Source organism: Pseudomonas cucumis, from assembly GCF_030687935.1.
GTDB classification, from domain to species: Bacteria; Pseudomonadota; Gammaproteobacteria; order Pseudomonadales; family Pseudomonadaceae; genus Aquipseudomonas; species Aquipseudomonas cucumis.
This window is the reverse complement of the sequence record NZ_CP117454.1, coordinates 4,708,689-4,724,741: the sequence shown is the minus strand read 5'-3', so window position 1 is coordinate 4,724,741 and position 16,053 is coordinate 4,708,689. Positions and strand designations below refer to the sequence as shown.

Annotated in this window: 12 protein-coding genes; 1 reads left to right on the top strand and 11 read right to left on the bottom strand. The window is 59.6% G+C overall.

Annotated features, from left to right (window positions below):
* Nucleotides 1-131: 131 nt before the first annotated feature.
* The 8 genes from gcvP to arcD (PSH97_RS21360) all read right to left on the bottom strand — a co-directional run bounded on the left by gcvP (nucleotide 132) and on the right by arcD (PSH97_RS21360) (nucleotide 10,818).
* The gene (gene gcvP, locus PSH97_RS21395) at nucleotides 132-2,984 is read right to left on the bottom strand and encodes an aminomethyl-transferring glycine dehydrogenase (RefSeq protein ID WP_305446604.1); all 2,853 of its coding nucleotides are present in this window, start codon (nucleotides 2,982-2,984) and stop codon (nucleotides 132-134) included.
* A gap of 11 nt (nucleotides 2,985-2,995) precedes the next feature.
* Nucleotides 2,996-3,370, bottom strand: a complete 375-nt coding sequence (gene gcvH / locus PSH97_RS21390; protein WP_030131840.1) for a glycine cleavage system protein GcvH — start codon at nucleotides 3,368-3,370, stop codon at nucleotides 2,996-2,998.
* A 429-nt stretch (nucleotides 3,371-3,799) separates the two neighbouring features.
* Nucleotides 3,800-5,308, bottom strand: coding sequence for a sigma-54-dependent transcriptional regulator (locus PSH97_RS21385; RefSeq protein WP_305446603.1), 1,509 nt, complete (start codon nucleotides 5,306-5,308; stop codon nucleotides 3,800-3,802).
* 216 nt (nucleotides 5,309-5,524) lie between these two features.
* On the bottom strand, nucleotides 5,525-5,887 hold the full coding sequence (locus tag PSH97_RS21380) for a DUF5064 family protein (protein WP_305446602.1): 363 nt from the start codon (nucleotides 5,885-5,887) through the stop codon (nucleotides 5,525-5,527).
* A gap of 12 nt (nucleotides 5,888-5,899) precedes the next feature.
* The gene (arcC, locus tag PSH97_RS21375; RefSeq protein WP_305446601.1) at nucleotides 5,900-6,829 is read right to left on the bottom strand and encodes a carbamate kinase; all 930 of its coding nucleotides are present in this window, start codon (nucleotides 6,827-6,829) and stop codon (nucleotides 5,900-5,902) included.
* A gap of 189 nt (nucleotides 6,830-7,018) precedes the next feature.
* Nucleotides 7,019-8,029 (bottom strand): ornithine carbamoyltransferase, encoded by a 1,011-nt coding sequence (locus PSH97_RS21370; RefSeq protein WP_305446600.1) that lies wholly within the window; start codon nucleotides 8,027-8,029, stop codon nucleotides 7,019-7,021.
* Nucleotides 8,030-8,098: 69 nt separating this feature from the next.
* Complete coding sequence (gene arcA / locus PSH97_RS21365) at nucleotides 8,099-9,355, bottom strand: arginine deiminase (RefSeq protein WP_305446599.1); 1,257 nt, start codon at nucleotides 9,353-9,355, stop codon at nucleotides 8,099-8,101.
* A 35-nt stretch (nucleotides 9,356-9,390) separates the two neighbouring features.
* A complete protein-coding gene (arcD, locus tag PSH97_RS21360; RefSeq protein ID WP_305446598.1) occupies nucleotides 9,391-10,818 on the bottom strand; it encodes an arginine-ornithine antiporter in 1,428 nt (475 codons plus the stop codon).
* A 444-nt stretch (nucleotides 10,819-11,262) separates the two neighbouring features.
* Between arcD (PSH97_RS21360) and arcD (PSH97_RS21355) the strand changes: the two genes are divergently transcribed.
* Nucleotides 11,263-12,690 (top strand): arginine-ornithine antiporter, encoded by a 1,428-nt coding sequence (gene arcD, locus PSH97_RS21355; RefSeq protein ID WP_305446597.1) that lies wholly within the window; start codon nucleotides 11,263-11,265, stop codon nucleotides 12,688-12,690.
* Nucleotides 12,691-12,806: 116 nt separating this feature from the next.
* On the opposite strand, the gene PSH97_RS21350 is transcribed toward arcD (PSH97_RS21355), so the two are convergent.
* The 3 genes from PSH97_RS21350 to gap form a co-directional block, all read right to left on the bottom strand.
* Nucleotides 12,807-14,138: a CoA transferase gene (locus tag PSH97_RS21350; RefSeq protein WP_305446596.1), complete on the bottom strand. Its 1,332-nt coding sequence runs from the start codon at nucleotides 14,136-14,138 to the stop codon at nucleotides 12,807-12,809.
* A gap of 194 nt (nucleotides 14,139-14,332) precedes the next feature.
* Entirely contained in the window at nucleotides 14,333-14,797 is a 465-nt protein-coding gene (locus PSH97_RS21345; protein WP_305449843.1) for a methylglyoxal synthase, read from the bottom strand.
* A 95-nt stretch (nucleotides 14,798-14,892) separates the two neighbouring features.
* Nucleotides 14,893-15,894, bottom strand: a complete 1,002-nt coding sequence (gene gap / locus PSH97_RS21340) for a type I glyceraldehyde-3-phosphate dehydrogenase (protein ID WP_008013978.1) — start codon at nucleotides 15,892-15,894, stop codon at nucleotides 14,893-14,895.
* Between the last annotated feature and the right edge of the window lie 159 nt (nucleotides 15,895-16,053).

Genomic DNA, 16,053 nt, shown 5'->3' with positions numbered 1-16,053 from the left:
GGCTTGCCTGCGATGGCGGTGGGTCAGTCAGCATCTCAGTTGCCTGATCCACCGCCATCGCAGGCAAGCCAGCTCCCACAGGGGGTTGTGGTGTTCTTGAAAATGGGGCGAGTAAACCCGCCCTCATTTGTTTAAGCGTAGCTTTCGATCGACGGGCAGGCGCAGACCAGGTTGCGATCGCCGAAGACGTTGTCGACGCGACCGACCGGCGGCCAGTACTTGCCTTCGATCAGCGACGCGACCGGGTAAACGGCTTGCTCGCGGCTGTACGGGTGAGTCCACTCGCCGACGATTTCCGCGGCGGTGTGCGGCGCGTTTTTCAGCGGGTTGTCGTCCTTGTCCAGCGTGCCGTTTTCCACTGCGCGGATTTCTTCGCGGATGCGGATCATGGCGTCGCAGAAGCGGTCCAGTTCTTCCTTGGATTCGCTTTCGGTCGGCTCGATCATCAATGTGCCGGCCACCGGGAACGACATGGTCGGGGCGTGGAAGCCGAAGTCGATCAGGCGCTTGGCGACGTCATCGACACTGATGCCGCTGCTGTCTTTCAACGGACGCAGGTCGAGGATGCATTCGTGCGCCACCAGACCATTGCTGCCGGTGTACAACACTGGGTAATGCTCTTCGAGGCGACGGGAAATGTAGTTGGCATTCAGGATCGCCAGTTGCGAAGCACGCTTGAGACCCGCGCCACCCATCATTCGAATGTACATCCAGGTGATCGGCAGAATGCTCGCGCTGCCGAACGGTGCCGCGCAGACCGCGCCTTCCTTGCGTTCCATCTGGGCGTGGCCCGGCAGGAATGGGGTCAGGTGCGACTTGACGCCAATCGGGCCGACGCCCGGGCCGCCACCGCCGTGTGGAATGCAGAAGGTTTTGTGCAGGTTCAGGTGGGACACGTCGCCGCCGAACTTGCCCGGTGCGCAGAGGCCGACCATGGCGTTCATGTTGGCGCCGTCGATGTAAACCTGGCCGCCGTTGTCATGAATGATGCCGCAGATTTCGCGGATGCCTTCTTCGAACACACCGTGGGTCGACGGGTAAGTGATCATCAGCGCGGCGAGGTGTTCGCGGTGCTCGATGGCCTTGGCGCGCAGGTCTTCGATGTCGACGTTGCCGCGGGCATCGCACGCGGTCACGACCACACGCATGCCAGCCATGTTGGCGGTGGCCGGGTTGGTGCCGTGGGCGGACGACGGGATCAGGCAGATGTCGCGACGGTCTTCGCCACGGCTCTGATGATAGGCGCGAATCGCCAGCAGGCCAGCGTATTCACCTTGGGAGCCGGCGTTCGGTTGCAGGGAGATCGAGTCGTAACCGGTGGCGGCGCAGAGCATCGCTTCCAGTTCATCAGTCAGCTGCTGATAGCCGGCGCTTTGCTCGGCCGGGGCGAACGGATGCAGGCCACCGAATTCAGCCCAAGTCACCGGGATCATTTCGCTGGCGGCGTTGAGTTTCATGGTGCAGGAACCCAGCGGGATCATGGTGCGATCCAGGGCCAGGTCCTTGTCGGCGAGCTTGCGCAGGTAGCGCATCAGCTCGGTTTCCGAGTGATAACGGTTGAACACCGGGTGGCTGAGGATCGGCGATTGGCGAACCAGTGCGGTCGGGAGGGTGCTGTCGACCGAAGCGGCAAGGGCGGCGAAGTCCGGCAGTGCCTTGCCGTCGGCCAGCACGCTCCACAGGGTTTCAATGTCAGCCTGGCTGGTGGTTTCGTCGAGGGACAGACCCAGACGCTCGCTATCTACAACACGCAGATTGATCTTCTGAGCACGCGCCTTGTCGTGCAAAGCAGCCGTTTGCGCGCCGGTCTTGACCGTCAGCGTGTCGAAGAAGTTGGTTTGCTCGACGGTCAGACCCAATGCGCTCAAGCCTTTGGCGAGGATCGCGGTCAGGTGATGAATGCGCTGGGCGATCTGCGTCAGGCCTTTCGGGCCGTGGTACACGGCGTACATGCTGGCGATGTTGGCCAGCAGCACTTGGGCGGTGCAGATGTTGCTGGTGGCTTTCTCGCGGCGGATATGTTGCTCGCGGGTCTGCATGGCCAGGCGCAGGGCCGGCTTGCCGAAACGGTCTACGGAAACGCCGACCAGACGGCCCGGCATGTCGCGCTTGAACGCATCGCGGGTGGAGAAGTAGGCCGCGTGCGGACCACCGAAGCCCAGCGGCACGCCGAAGCGTTGCGCGCTGCCGATGGCCACGTCGGCGCCGAACTCGCCTGGCGGGGTCAGCACGGTCAGGGCCAGCAGGTCAGCCGCGACTGCGACCAGCGCATTAGCCGCGTGGAAACGCTCGGTCAGTTCGCGGTAGTCGAACACGTCACCGTTGCTGGCCGGGTATTGCAGCAAAGCACCGAAGAATGCGCTGACATCGGTCAGTTCGCGCTCATCGCCTACCACCACGTCGATGCCCAACGGCTCGGCACGGGTGCGCAGCACGTCGAGGGTTTGCGGGTGGCAATGTACCGAGGCGAAGAACGCGTGGCTGCCTTTGTTCTTGCTCAGGCGTTTGCAGAAGGTCATGGCTTCGGCGGCGGCGGTGGCTTCGTCCAGCAGGGAGGCGTTGGCGATCGGCAGGCCGGTCAGGTCGCTGATCAGGGTCTGGAAGTTCAGCAGCGCTTCGAGACGACCTTGGGAAATTTCTGGTTGGTACGGGGTGTAAGCGGTGTACCAGGCCGGGTTTTCCAGCAGGTTGCGCAGGATTGGCGACGGCGTGTGAGTACCGTAGTAGCCCTGACCGATGTAGGTCTTGAACAACTGGTTTTTGCCGGCGATGGATTTGATCAGCGCCAGGGCATCCGCTTCACTCAGGCCATCTTCCAGACCGAGAACGCTGGTGCCCTTGATGCTGTCGGGAATGACGCTGGCGCTCAGGGCTTCCAGGGAATCAAAGCCCAGGCTGTTGAGCATGGCTTGCTCATCGCCGGCACGCGGGCCGATGTGGCGCGCGATGAATTCGTTGGCGGTGCTGAGGTTTACTTGAGTCATGTCAGTGCTCCTCAGGCTTGGGCAATCAGACGGTCATAAGCGTCTTGATCCAGCAGTTGGCCGACAGCCGAGGCGTCGGTTGGCTGGAAGCGGAAGAACCAGCCTTCGCCCAACGGATCTTCGTTGACCAGTTCAGGGCTGCTGTCCAGCGCCGGGTTCACTTCCAGCACTTCGCCGTCGAGTGGCATGTACACGCCGCTGGCGGCTTTTACCGATTCCACGGTGGCGGCTTCAGCGCCTTTGTCGTAGGACTGCAGCTCAGGCAGTTGTACGAAAACCACGTCGCCCAAGGCGTTCTGTGCGAAAGCAGTGATGCCGACGGTGACGGTGCCGTCAGCTTCGGTGCGCAGCCATTCGTGATCTTCAGTAAAACGCAACTCGCTCATGGAAACTCCTAAGGGGGCCAGACTCGTCTGGTGGACGCGATTGAATGCTGGGGCAATGCCCTGTTTTATGGACGCTGCTTTTTTATAGAAACTAAGCAAAATCGCGGCCAATGTTATTTATTCTTTATAAATCAATTGGTTATTTGTTTTTGCGGAAGGCGGAGAAGGGCTGGCTGTAGCGAAATCGCTACAGCACAGACTGAAGAAAAAAGCTGAGGTGGATCAAAGCCTTGCACAGCGGTGATCAGGAGAAGATGTAGCGATATCGTTCCACTGTAGCGCTTTCAGTACAGGTGGAGGTCGTTTTTGAGTGAGTGCTCGTTCCCACGCTCCGCGTGGGAATGCCTCAATGGACGCTCTGCGTCCGCTTTGGGACGCGGAGCGTCCCGGGCTGCATTCCAGAGCGTGGGAACGATCAATACAGAAGCCTTACGGTTTGTTGGGTATGCCGTACTTACGCAACCGATGGGCAATCGCTGTGTGGGAGGTTTGCAGGCGGCTGGCCAGTTGGCGGGTCGAGGGGTAGCTGACGTAGAGCTTTTCCAGCAGGTTTTTCTCGAACTCTTCCATGGCCTGTTCAAGGCTGTCGACCTCGCTATCACTCTGGCGTGCCACGGAGGTGCCGGCGATGTCGAGGTCGCCGATGTCCACCAGACTGCTTTCGCAAATTGCAGCGGCGCGGAAGATTACGTTCTGCAATTGCCGCACATTGCCCGGCCAGCGATTGCCCAGCAGCGCCGGATAAGTGCCCGGCGCCAGGCGACAGACCGGGCGCTGGATCTGCGCGCAGGCCTGCTGCATGAAGTAGCGTGCCAGCAGCAGGATGTCCTGGCCACGTTCGCGCAGGGGCGGGACTTCGACATTCAGCACGTTGAGCCGATAGAACAGGTCTTCGCGGAAGGCGCCTTCGCTGACCATTTTTTCCAGATCGCGATGGGTCGCGCTGAGGATCCGCACATTGACCTTCACTTCACGATCGCCACCGACTCGACGGAAGCTACCGTCATTGAGAAAACGCAGCAATTTCGCCTGCAAGTACGGCGACATTTCACCGATCTCGTCGAGAAATACCGTGCCCTGGTTGGCCAGTTCCATCAGCCCCGGTTTGCCGCCCCGTTGTGCGCCGGTGAAGGCACCGGGGGCGTAGCCGAACAGCTCGCTCTCGGCGAGGTTTTCCGGCAATGCCGCGCAGTTCAAGGCCAGGAACGGCGAACTGTGGCGAGCGCTGATGGCGTGGCAGGCGCGGGCCACCAGTTCTTTACCGGTGCCGGTTTCGCCCTGGATCAGCAATGGTGCATCAAGGGCCGCCACCCGTTGAGCGCGGGCCTTGAGCGTCCGAATGGCCGGGGATTCACCGAGCAGGGCATCGAAGCCTTCGGCGTGGTCGTGGTGCAGTGCCGAGAGGCGCTCACCGATGCGGTTCGGTTGATACAGGGTCAGCAGGGCACCGGCGTCGGTGATCGGCGTGGCGTCCAGCAGCAGGGTCTGACCGTTGACGGTGATCTCCCGCAGCGGCAGGCGAAAGCCGTTCTCCAGCAACGCGTCGAGCAGCGCCGGGTCAGCAAACAGCTCGCTAATGCTTTCGCCGGCCGGTTCGCGGCCGTACAGGGCAATCAATGCCGGGTTGGCCAGCAGCACCTTGCCGGCGCTGTCCAGAGCCAGCACCGGGTCGGTCATGGCGGCGAGCAACGCATCGAGCTGCAAGTGACGGCGCTGGCCGGGAAGGATGTCGACTACCGTCACCGCTTGCACGCCGCGCACGCTGAACAGCGCATCGCGCAGCTCTTCGAGCACCTGCGGGCTCAAAGTCGGGGCGTCGATGTAGACGTTGGGCGGCACCATCTCCACTGCATCCAGATTGAGATTGCGCCCGCCGAGCAGAGCCAGGACTTCCTGGGTGATACCGACGCGGTCGATGAAACTGACGTGGATGCGCATGGGGCGGTTGGGTTCTGGAGTGCGGAGGGTGGCAAGTATGCCTTGGGGAGGGCCAATGGTGAAATCCTGCGCAGGACTTCAGGGTTACACCGAACCAATGTGGGAGCGGGCTTGCCCGCGATAGCGGTGTGTCAGACAACATAAATGTTGAATGTTAAACCGCAATCGCGGGCAAGCCCGCTCCCACAGGTACAGCGTTCATCCAGGGGAATTGGGTTATTCGAAGTTCTCGAGGTTTACCGGGTCGCCGGATTTCATATCCAACTGCTTGCGGATGTCTTCAAACATTAAATCGTAATGCTTGTGAATCGAGCCGATCTGGCTGTGTGTCTTCGGGATTCCGTACTTCTCAGCGATTTTCGTCACGTTGTTGGCGAAGTTGTAAGCCTCCTCCTTGGGCAGAAAGAAGGTCTCCGACATATCCTTTCCTTGCATGCTGCCGTGCATGGTGAACAGAATCCCTTTGCCTTTCTTGGGATCCTGCGTGACCTCATAGTCGAGGTGCACGTTGTAGCTGACATCATCCGGGGTCAGCGCGTGGCGCTCGATGTGCAGATGACCGGGCTCGAACATTGCCATTGGCGTCTCTCCTTACAAGTAAGTTATGCCAGGTGTCGCCGTGCTGATGCGCGTGCCGGCCTTGCCCTGGACGATCGCTTCGATGTCCGAGAGTGAACCGATCACCGCGGTTTTTCCAGTATGGCGGGCGAACTCGCAGGCCGCCTGGACCTTTGGTCCCATGGAGCCGGCCGCGAAGCCGAGTTTTTCCATCTCATCGGGGTGAGCCTGGGCGATGGCTTTCTGGGTGGGCTTGCCGAAGTCGATGAACGCCGCGCTGACGTCGGTGGCGATCACCAATAGATCACTTTCAAGCTGTTCGGCCAGCAGCGCCGAGCACAGGTCTTTGTCGATCACCGCTTCCACGCCCTGCAGTTTGCCGTTGGCGTCGTACATCGTCGGGATGCCCCCGCCACCGGCGCAGATCACGATGCTGCCTTTTTCCAGCAGCCACTTGATCGGGCGGATTTCGAAGATGCGTTTGGGTTTCGGGCTGGCGACCACGCGGCGGAACTTGTCGCCGTCCGGGGCGATGGCCCAACCTTTCTCGGCAGCGAGTTTTTCCGCTTCGGCCTTGGTGTAGACCGGGCCGATGGGTTTGCTTGGGGCCTGGAACGCCGGGTCGTTGGGGTCGACTTCGACCTGGGTCAGCAGGGTGGCGAACGGGACTTCGAAGTCCAGCAGGTTGCCCAGTTCCTGTTCAATGATGTAGCCGATCATGCCTTCGGTTTCGGCACCGAGCACGTCCAGCGGGTAAGGGGAAACCTGGGTGTAGGCCGCCGCTTGCAGCGACAGCAGGCCGACCTGCGGACCATTGCCGTGAGCGATCACCAGTTGGTTGCCGGGATGGACTTTGGCGATCTGTTCGGTAGCGGTTCGGATGTTGGCGCGCTGGTTGTCCGCGGTCAGGGGTTCACCCCGGCGGAGCAGGGCGTTACCGCCCAGAGCAACGACGATACGCATAATGCAGATCCTTTCAGAGAGGGAACGAACAACACAATGATCGTTCCCTCGCTGATCGTTCCCACGGTCCCCGTGGGAATGCCGCCCGGGACGCTCTGCGTCCCATGTGACGCGGAGCGTCACCGGATGGCCCACGCAGAGCGTGGGAACGATCAGCGGAGAGCGTGGGAACGATCACCGCGTCAGTCTTTAGATATCCGCCAGCGCCGACACCAGGATCGCCTTGATGGTGTGCATGCGGTTTTCCGCTTGCTCGAAGGCGATGTTGGCCGGCGACTCGAAGACTTCTTCCGTCACTTCGACGCCGTTGGCCAAGTGCGGATAGCGCGCCGCGATGTCTTTGCCGACCTTGGTTTCGCTGTTGTGAAACGCCGGCAGGCAGTGCATGAATTTCACGCGCGGATTGCCCGAGGCCTTCATCATGTCGGCGTTGACCTGGTAGGGCAGCAGCTGTTCGATGCGCTCGTCCCACGCTTCCACCGGCTCACCCATCGACACCCAGATGTCGGTGTGGATGAAGTCCACGCCCTTGACCGCTTCTTTCGGGTCTTCGGTGATGGTGATGCGCGCGCCGCTTTCCTCGGCGAAGGCTTTGCACTGATCGATGAAGTCCTGATGTGGCCACAGTGCTTTCGGCGCGGCGATGCGTACGTCCATGCCGAGTTTGGCGCCGATCATCAACAGCGAGTTGCCCATGTTGTAGCGGGCATCGCCGAGGTAGGCGTAGCTGATGTCGTGCAGCGGTTTGTCGCTGTGTTCACGCATGGTCAGGGTGTCGGCGATCATTTGCGTCGGGTGGAATTCGGCGGTCAAACCGTTGAACACCGGCACACCGGCGAACTTCGCCAGCTCTTCGACAATTTCCTGTTCGAAGCCGCGGTACTCAATGGCGTCGAACATCCGCCCGAGCACGCGGGCAGTGTCTTTCATGCTTTCCTTGTGGCCGATCTGTGATGACACCGGGTCGATGTAGGTGACGTGAGCGCCCTGGTCGTGGGCCGCGACTTCGAAGGCGCACCGTGTGCGGGTCGAGGTTTTTTCGAAGATCAGCGCGATGTTTTTGCCTTGCAGGTGTGGCCGCTCGGTGCCGGTGTATTTGGCGCGTTTCAGGTCCCGGGACAGGTCCAGCAGGTAATGCAGCTCGCGAGTGGTGTGGTGCATCAAACTCAGCAGGCTGCGGTTGCGCATGTTGAAAGCCATGATTGGATCTCCTTGGGTTTCGGTTATCCCCTCGGCCGTGCTGGATAAGCATCGGCCAAGGCTCGAAAGTTAATAATCGATAGGGTCACGAATGATCGGGCAGGTCATGCAGTGGCCGCCGCCACGCCCGCGACCGAGTTCACTGGCGCTGATGGTGATGACTTCCACACCGGCCTTGCGCAACAAGGTGTTGGTATAGGTGTTGCGGTCGTAGCCGATCACCACCCCGGGTTCCACCGCCACCACGTTGTTGCCGTCGTCCCATTGCTCGCGTTCGGCGGCGAAGCTGTTGCCGCCGGTTTCGACGACGCGCAGCGCTTTCAGGTTGAGGGCCTTGGCCACGGTGTCGAGGAAGCTGGTTTCTTCGCGGCGAATGTCGACACCGCCCGGTTTGCTTTCATCAGGGCGCACGCTGAAGGCGACGATCTGGTTCACCACTTCCGGGAAAATGGTCACCAGGTCGCGGTCGCAGAAGCTGAACACGGTGTCCAGGTGCATCGCTGCGCGTGACTTGGGCAGGCCGGCGACGATCACCCGTTCGACCGCTTTATTCTTGAACAGGTTGACCGCCAATTGACCGATGGCCTGGCGGGACGAGCGCTCGCCCATGCCGATCAATACCACGCCATTGCCGATCGGCATCACGTCGCCGCCCTCAAGGGTGGCGCTGCCATGGTCCTGGTCCGGATCGCCGTACCAGATCTGGAAGTCGGCGTTGGTGAATTGCGGGTGGAATTTGTAGATGGCGGTGGTCAGCAGGGTTTCCTGACGACGTGCCGGCCAATACATCGGGTTCAACGTCACGCCACCGTAGATCCAGCAGGTGGTGTCGCGGGTGAACTGGGTGTTGGGCAGCGGCGGCAGAATGAAGCTTGAGTGACCGAGATATTCGCGGAACATCTGAATGGTCTTGCCGCCGAAGCTGTCCGGCAAGTCATCGGCGGAGACGCCGCCAATCAGGAATTCAGCGATCTTGCGCGGCTCCAGGCTACGCAGCCAGGAAGCTGTTTCGTTGACCAGGCCCAGGCCCACCGAATTGGCGGTGATCTTGCGCTCCAGGATCCAGTCGAGGGCTTCAGGAATCGCCACGATGTCGGTCAGCAGGTTGTGCATTTCCAGCACGTCGACGTTGCGCTCGCGCATTTTAGTGACGAAGTCGAAATGGTCACGCTTGGCTTGAGCAACCCACAGTACATCGTCGAAAAGCAGTTCATCGCAGTTGTTCGGGGTCAGCCGCTGGTGGGCCAGGCCGGGGGAGCAAACCATGACTTTGCGCAGTTTGCCGGCTTCGGAATGGACGCCGTACTTAACTTTTTCGGTGGTCATTACAGTGATCCTCCAGATGACAAATGAGTCGGGCGTTATAGAGTCAGGAAGCCGTCATACAGCCCGTAAGCTGCCACCAGGGCGCCCACGATGACCGCTGCGAAAATCAGCTTCTCGACGTTGGTGAAAACCGGTTTGTTGACTTCAAGTTTGGCTTTGGCGAACAGGATCACGCCGGGCGCATAGAGCAGGGCGGAGAGCAGCAGGTATTTGACGCCGCCGGCATAGATCAGCCAGACCGCGTAAATCAACGCGACGGCGCCGATGAACAGGTCTTTCCTGCGCTCGGCCAAAGCGTTCTCATAACTCTCGCCGCGCACCGCCAGCAGCAGCGCGTAAGCCGCCGACCACAGGTACGGCACCAGAATCATCGAGGTGGCGAGGTAGATCAGCGACAGGTAAGTGCTGGCCGAGAACAGCGTGATGATCAGAAACAACTGGACCATGGCGTTGGTCAGCCACAAGGCGTTGACCGGTACCTGTTTGGTGTTTTCCTTGCGCAAAAACGCCGGCATGGTGTGGTCCTTGGCGGCGGCAAACATGATTTCCGCACACAGCAATACCCACGACAGCAGCGCACCGAGCAGCGAGATGATCAGGCCGACGCTGATCAGCACCGCGCCCCAATGACCGACCACGTGTTCCAGCACCGCGGCCATGGACGGGTTCTGCAGTTTTGCCAGTTCCGGTTGGGTCATGATCCCGAGCGACAGCACATTCACCAGCACCAGGAACAGCAGCACGGTGATGAACCCGATGACGGTGGCTTTACCCACGTCGCTGCGTTTTTCCGCACGGGCCGAGAAAATGCTCGCGCCTTCGATGCCGATGAACACCCACACGGTGACCAGCATCATGTTGCGCACCTGATTCATCACGCTGCCCAGGTCCGGGTTTTTCAGGCCCCAGATGTCGGCGGTGAAGATGTCCAGTTTGAACGCGAACACCGCGATCAGGACGAACAGCAGCAGCGGTACGACTTTGGCGACGGTGGTCACCAGGTTGATGAACGCTGCTTCCTTGATGCCGCGCAATACCAGGAAATGCACACCCCAGAGCAGCACCGACGCACCGATCACCGAAGCTAAAGTATTCCCCTCGCCAAAAATGGGGAAGAAATAGCCAAGCGTGCTGAACAGCAAGACGAAATAGCCGACGTTACCCAGCCAGGCACTGATCCAGTAACCCCAGGCGGACGAGAAACCCATGTAGTCGCCGAAACCGGCCTTGGCGTAGGCGTAAACACCGCCGTCCAGATCAGGTTTTCGATTGGCGAGGGTCTGGAAGACGAAGGCCAGGGTCAACATCCCTACCGCAGTAATTGCCCAACCGATAAGAACGGCTCCGACGTCGGCACTGGCGGCCATGTTCTGGGGCAAAGAGAAAATCCCGCCACCAATCATTGAGCCGACAACCAACGCAACGAGTGCACCGAGTTTCAGTTTTCCGGGGGATTCAGACATTGCATGACTCCAATGCAGGAGAAGAGAGAAAACAGATTAGTTTCGTTCGCTGTTCAATCATCTGATTTAGATCAATGCATGATCACATTCCATTGTTAATTAAAGACTTATGAGTCTTTGGCAGGCATAAAGGCTAATGCCCGGAAAGCCCTCTCCAGAGGCCTCTGTTAAAAGTTAAAGAAAAAGGCGTATCAGTTGAGATTTAGACGCTAGTTTGTTTTCTTGTTTTGGCAAGTGTGGGGCATTGAATTTGCGGAGATATGGATTTGTTAGGATCTTGCGACAAAACCGCTATTTTCAAACAGGTTCGATAGCGTGGTCAGTTATAAAAAACCAGGATTGGCGTTAATTGATAAACGTTATTACGCTTTATCTATTTAGTTAAAAACCGACTATATGACGGTCTCGCGGCGATAGCGCGGCGGGGTAAATGGAGACGCACGAATGTCGCAACCGACACAAAAGCTTCGTCTGAGTGCGCTGATCGCTTTGGTGGTGGGGTCAATGATTGGCGGCGGGATTTTTTCGTTACCGCAAAACATGGCGGCGCGTGCCGATGCCGGGGCGATATTGATTGGTTGGGCGATCACTGCCGTTGGCATGCTGACCCTGGCCTTCGTCTTTCAGACCCTGGCCAATCGCAAACCCGAACTGGATTCCGGGGTGTACGCCTACGCCAAGGCCGGTTTCGGCGATTACATGGGGTTCTCGTCTGCCTGGGGTTACTGGATCAGCGCCTGGTTGGGCAATGTCGGTTATTTCGTATTGCTGTTCAGTACGCTCGGTTATTTCTTTCCGGTGTTTGGCCAGGGCAACACGCCGATCGCCATCGGTTGCGCCTCGGTGCTGCTGTGGGCTGTGCATTTTCTGGTGCTGCGCGGAATCAAGGAGGCGGCGTTCATCAATCAACTGACCACTGTGGCCAAGATCGTGCCGCTGATCATGTTCATCGTTATCGCCGCCGTGGCCTTCAAGGCGGACATCTTCACCCGCGACATTTGGGGCCGCAGCAACCCGAATTTCGGCGGCGTGATGGATCAGGTGCGCAACATGATGCTGGTCACCGTGTTCGTCTTCATCGGCATTGAAGGCGCCAGTGTGTATTCGGCGAAGGCGCAGAAGCGTTCGGACGTGGGCCGGGCGACGGTCATCGGTTTTATCGGTGTGTTGGCGCTGCTGGTGCTGGTGAATGTGTTGTCCCTTGGAATCATGAGCCAGCCGGAATTGGCCACCTTGCAGAACCCATCGCTAGCGGCGGTGCTGGAACATATCGTCGGCCCTTGGGGCGCGCTGCTGATCAGCATCGGCCTGGCTATTTCGCTGTTGGGAGCATTGCTGTCCTGGGCACTGCTCTGCGCCGAAATCCTCTTTGCCACCGCGAAAGACAAGACCATGCCGGCGTTCCTGACCAAGGAAAACGCCAATCATGTGCCGGTCAATGCGCTGTGGCTGACCAACGCGATGGTCCAGGTTTTTCTGCTGATCACGCTGTTTTCCGCCGGTACTTACACCAGCCTGATTTACCTCGCCTCATCGATGATTCTGGTGCCGTATCTGTGGTCAGCGGCGTATGCGGTGTTGTTGAGCGGGCGAGGGGAAACCTATGAGCATGCGTCGGCCGAGCGCACGAAAGACTTGCTGATCGGTGGCATTGCTCTGTGTTACGCGGTTTGGTTGTTGTATGCCGGCGGCGTGAAATACCTGCTGCTCTCGGCGTTGTTGTATGCGCCGGGGGTGATTCTGTTTGCCAAGGCTAAACGGGAACAGGGCGAGCCATTGTTTACGTCGGTGGAGAAGGGGATTTTCAGCGGTGTGGTCGCCGGGGCGGGGTTGGCGGCGTATGGGTTGTACAGCGGGTTACTGTCGTTGTGAGGTTGTTGCTGACGTATCAACCGCCTTATGACTGGTCGGCGTTGCTGGGTCTTTTGTGGCCGCGGCGATCAGGTTAGCCTGAAGGAGCGAGCCTGCTTGCGATAGCTATCTGATGGTCACCACCACTGCGCACGATGAGAACCCAATTCCCCGGCCGGCAGCGCCCACTGCAACGGTGTCCCGGTAATTTTCAACGGGACCTGCAACCGATGGGCCGGCCCCCAAGGTGTCTGCTCAACCAACATACCTTGATCGCTTTGATCCTCCGCCCGCAACGCCTCACCGGTCCCCGCGCCATTTTCAATCAGCAACTTGGCGGTCCGCGCCAACGACAACCTGGCCGCCCCGCCTTGTCCCAATAATTTGATCACCGCAGCCGCCATCAAATACCCGGTGGCGTGGTCGAGGGCCTGCACCGGCAGCGGCGTCGGTTTATTCGCTTTCTTCCAGTGCATCCCCGCTTCGGCAATCCCGCTGCTCATCTGGACCAAACTGTCGAACCCGCGACGGTTCTGCCAGGGGCCGCTCCAACCGTAGGCGTTGAGGCACACATCAATCAGGCCCGGCGCCAGTTTTTGACGCACGGCGACGCCGTACCCCAACCTTTCCAATGCATCGGCGCGGTAGCCGTGGAGCAAGATGTCGGCGTCCTTGAGCAGGCTTTCGAACACCGCGCGATCAGTCTTGTCGTGCAGATCCAGGCGCGCACAGCGTTTGCCCAAAGTAACTTCCGGCACTACGCCCGGTTCGTTCCAGGTCGGTGGGTCAATGCGCAGCACATCGGCACCGAGCCCTGCGAGGAAGCGGCTGGCGATCGGGCCGGCAAGTACCCGTGTGAGATCCAGCACTTTGATCCCGGCCAGCGGTTGCGCCACTGAGCCTTGCCACGGTTTGGGGTTTTGGTCGTTGTCGGCGCTGAACTGAATCAACGGCTCGGCATTCACCGCCAAACCTTGGGGATGCGCTTGCCATTGCGCCCAGCTGCGCATTTCGGCCGCGCAACCACCGGCACCCACTACGGCCTGTTCCAGATCGCTTTTGGCCCATTGAGCGACCTTGCTCGCCATCGCGGCGCGGTCGGCACAGGCACCGAGGACGCTTTCAGCGGCGGCACGATGATGAGGCGCGTTGGTGTGCAGGCGGATCCAGCCGTCCTTGGTCGCATAGTCACCGGCAACCGGGTCCCACAATGGTGGAACGCTCCAGCCCACGGGGCGGATCGACGTCGCAAACCAGAACGACGCCAGGCGCCGGTCGACTTCAAGGGTAGGCAAACGGCCGGTGTGTTGTTGCAGCAATTGACTGACAGCCTGACCGGCAGCGGCAATGCTGGCGCAGGCAAGGTCGGTGACGGCAAACGCCGAGGGCAAGGCGCCGCTCGAGGTGAACGGAATTGAGGTGTGCGGCAAGCCGAGTGCGGCTTGAATGGACGTGAGTAAATCAGTCATCGAAGGCCCTCCGGAGCGAGAGCCCGAGCATAGATCAAAATACTCGCCGCCCGGATGAAATCCTGTGGGAGCGAGCCTGCTCGCGATAGCGGTCTTTCAGTCGACCCCCAGTGAATGTCAGTCCATCATCGCGAGCAGGCTCGCTCCCGCAGGGCATTTGTGTCAGGAGGGTATCGCGAGTGATTCCGAGCGCATTACCCACGACCCAGCAGATAGGTCGCGTAATCCGGGATGCGGTGTTCGTGAGCCTGATCCATCAACGGGCTGCTGAGCAGGTAATCGGCGCTGCACTCGTTGCAGGCCACCGGGATGTTCCACACCGCCGCGACCCGCAGCAGCGCTTTGATGTCCGGGTCGTGGGGTTGCGGTTCGAACGGGTCCCAGAAGAACACCAGCATATCGACCCGCTGCTCGGCGATTCGCGCGCCGAGTTGCTGATCGCCGCCCAGCGGACCGCTGATCATGCTTTCCACCGGCAGGTCGAGGCGTTGTTGCAATAACAACCCCGTCGTACCGGTGGCGACCAGTTCATGCTGCGCGAGTTTGTCTTTCTGCCGCTCGGCCCAGTCCAGCAAAAATATTTTGCAGTGGTCGTGGGCAACCAGGGCGATACGCTTGCGCGCCGCCAGGGTCTTTTGCGTAAAGCTGATACCGATCATCGCTTGCTTCTCCAGACGAAAATGCGCCTGCAACGACGCATTTTCCGGCGTTTCACATACCCGTAGGGGCCGCGTTCAACGTAAGAGCGAGGCGCTTACTCGGCGTTGCAGAGCGCCAGGCAGTTATCGAGCATGCGGTTGGAGAAGCCCCATTCGTTGTCGTACCAGGCCAGCACTTTGAGCAGCTTGCCGCTGGACTTGGTGTGGTTGGCATCGAAGATCGACGACAGCGGGTTATGGTTGAAGTCGCTGGAAACCAGCGGCAGGGTGTTGTAACCGAGAATCTTCGAGTGCTGGCTGGCTTGTTTGAGCATCGCGTTGACTTCATCGGCCGACGCTTCACGCTTGAGCTGCACGGTCAGGTCCACCAGCGACACGTTGATCACCGGAACACGCACCGCCATGCCGGTCAGTTTGCCCGCCAGTTCCGGCAGCACCAGGCCCACGGCTTCAGCGGCGCCGGTCTTGCTCGGGATCATGTTCTGGGTGGCGGAACGGGCGCGGTACGGGTCGGTGTGGTAGACGTCGGTCAGGTTCTGGTCGTTGGTGTAGGCATGGATGGTGGTCATCAAACCGCTTTCAATGCCCAGCTCGCGGTGCAGCACCTGGGCCACCGGGGCCAGGCAGTTGGTGGTGCACGAGGCGTTGGAAATAATCTGGTGCGATTGGCGCAGAATGTCGTGGTTAACCCCATAAACCACAGTGGCGTCAGCGCCTTTGGCCGGGGCCGAGATAATCACTTTGCGCGCGCCGGCCGTAATATGCGCGGCGGCTTTGGCACGGTCGGTGAACAAACCGGTGCATTCGAATACGACGTCAACCTTCTCCGCGGCCCAAGGCAGTTCGGCCGGGTTACGAATGGCGCTGACCGAAATACGGTCGCCGTTGACGGTCAGGCTTTCCTGATCGTGCTGGACATCGGCATCGAATGTGCCGTGAACGGTGTCGTACTTGAGCAGATGAGCATTCATTGAGCTGTCGCCCAGGTCGTTGATCGCTACGATCTGCAGATCCTGACGATAACCTTGGGTATACAGTGCGCGCAGGACATTACGGCCGATACGGCCAAAACCATTGATTGCGATTCGAAGAGTCATTGATAGCGCCGCCGTCGTTTTGTTGTTGGAATTACAAGATTATTCGCAAAAAAATAGAAAACAAGCCTTTTTAGTGGCAATATTTTGTTTTATCTACAACGAGTGACCTGAATCAACTGGTCCGAATGATCAAGAAAACCGTCTGTCATCCCAATCACA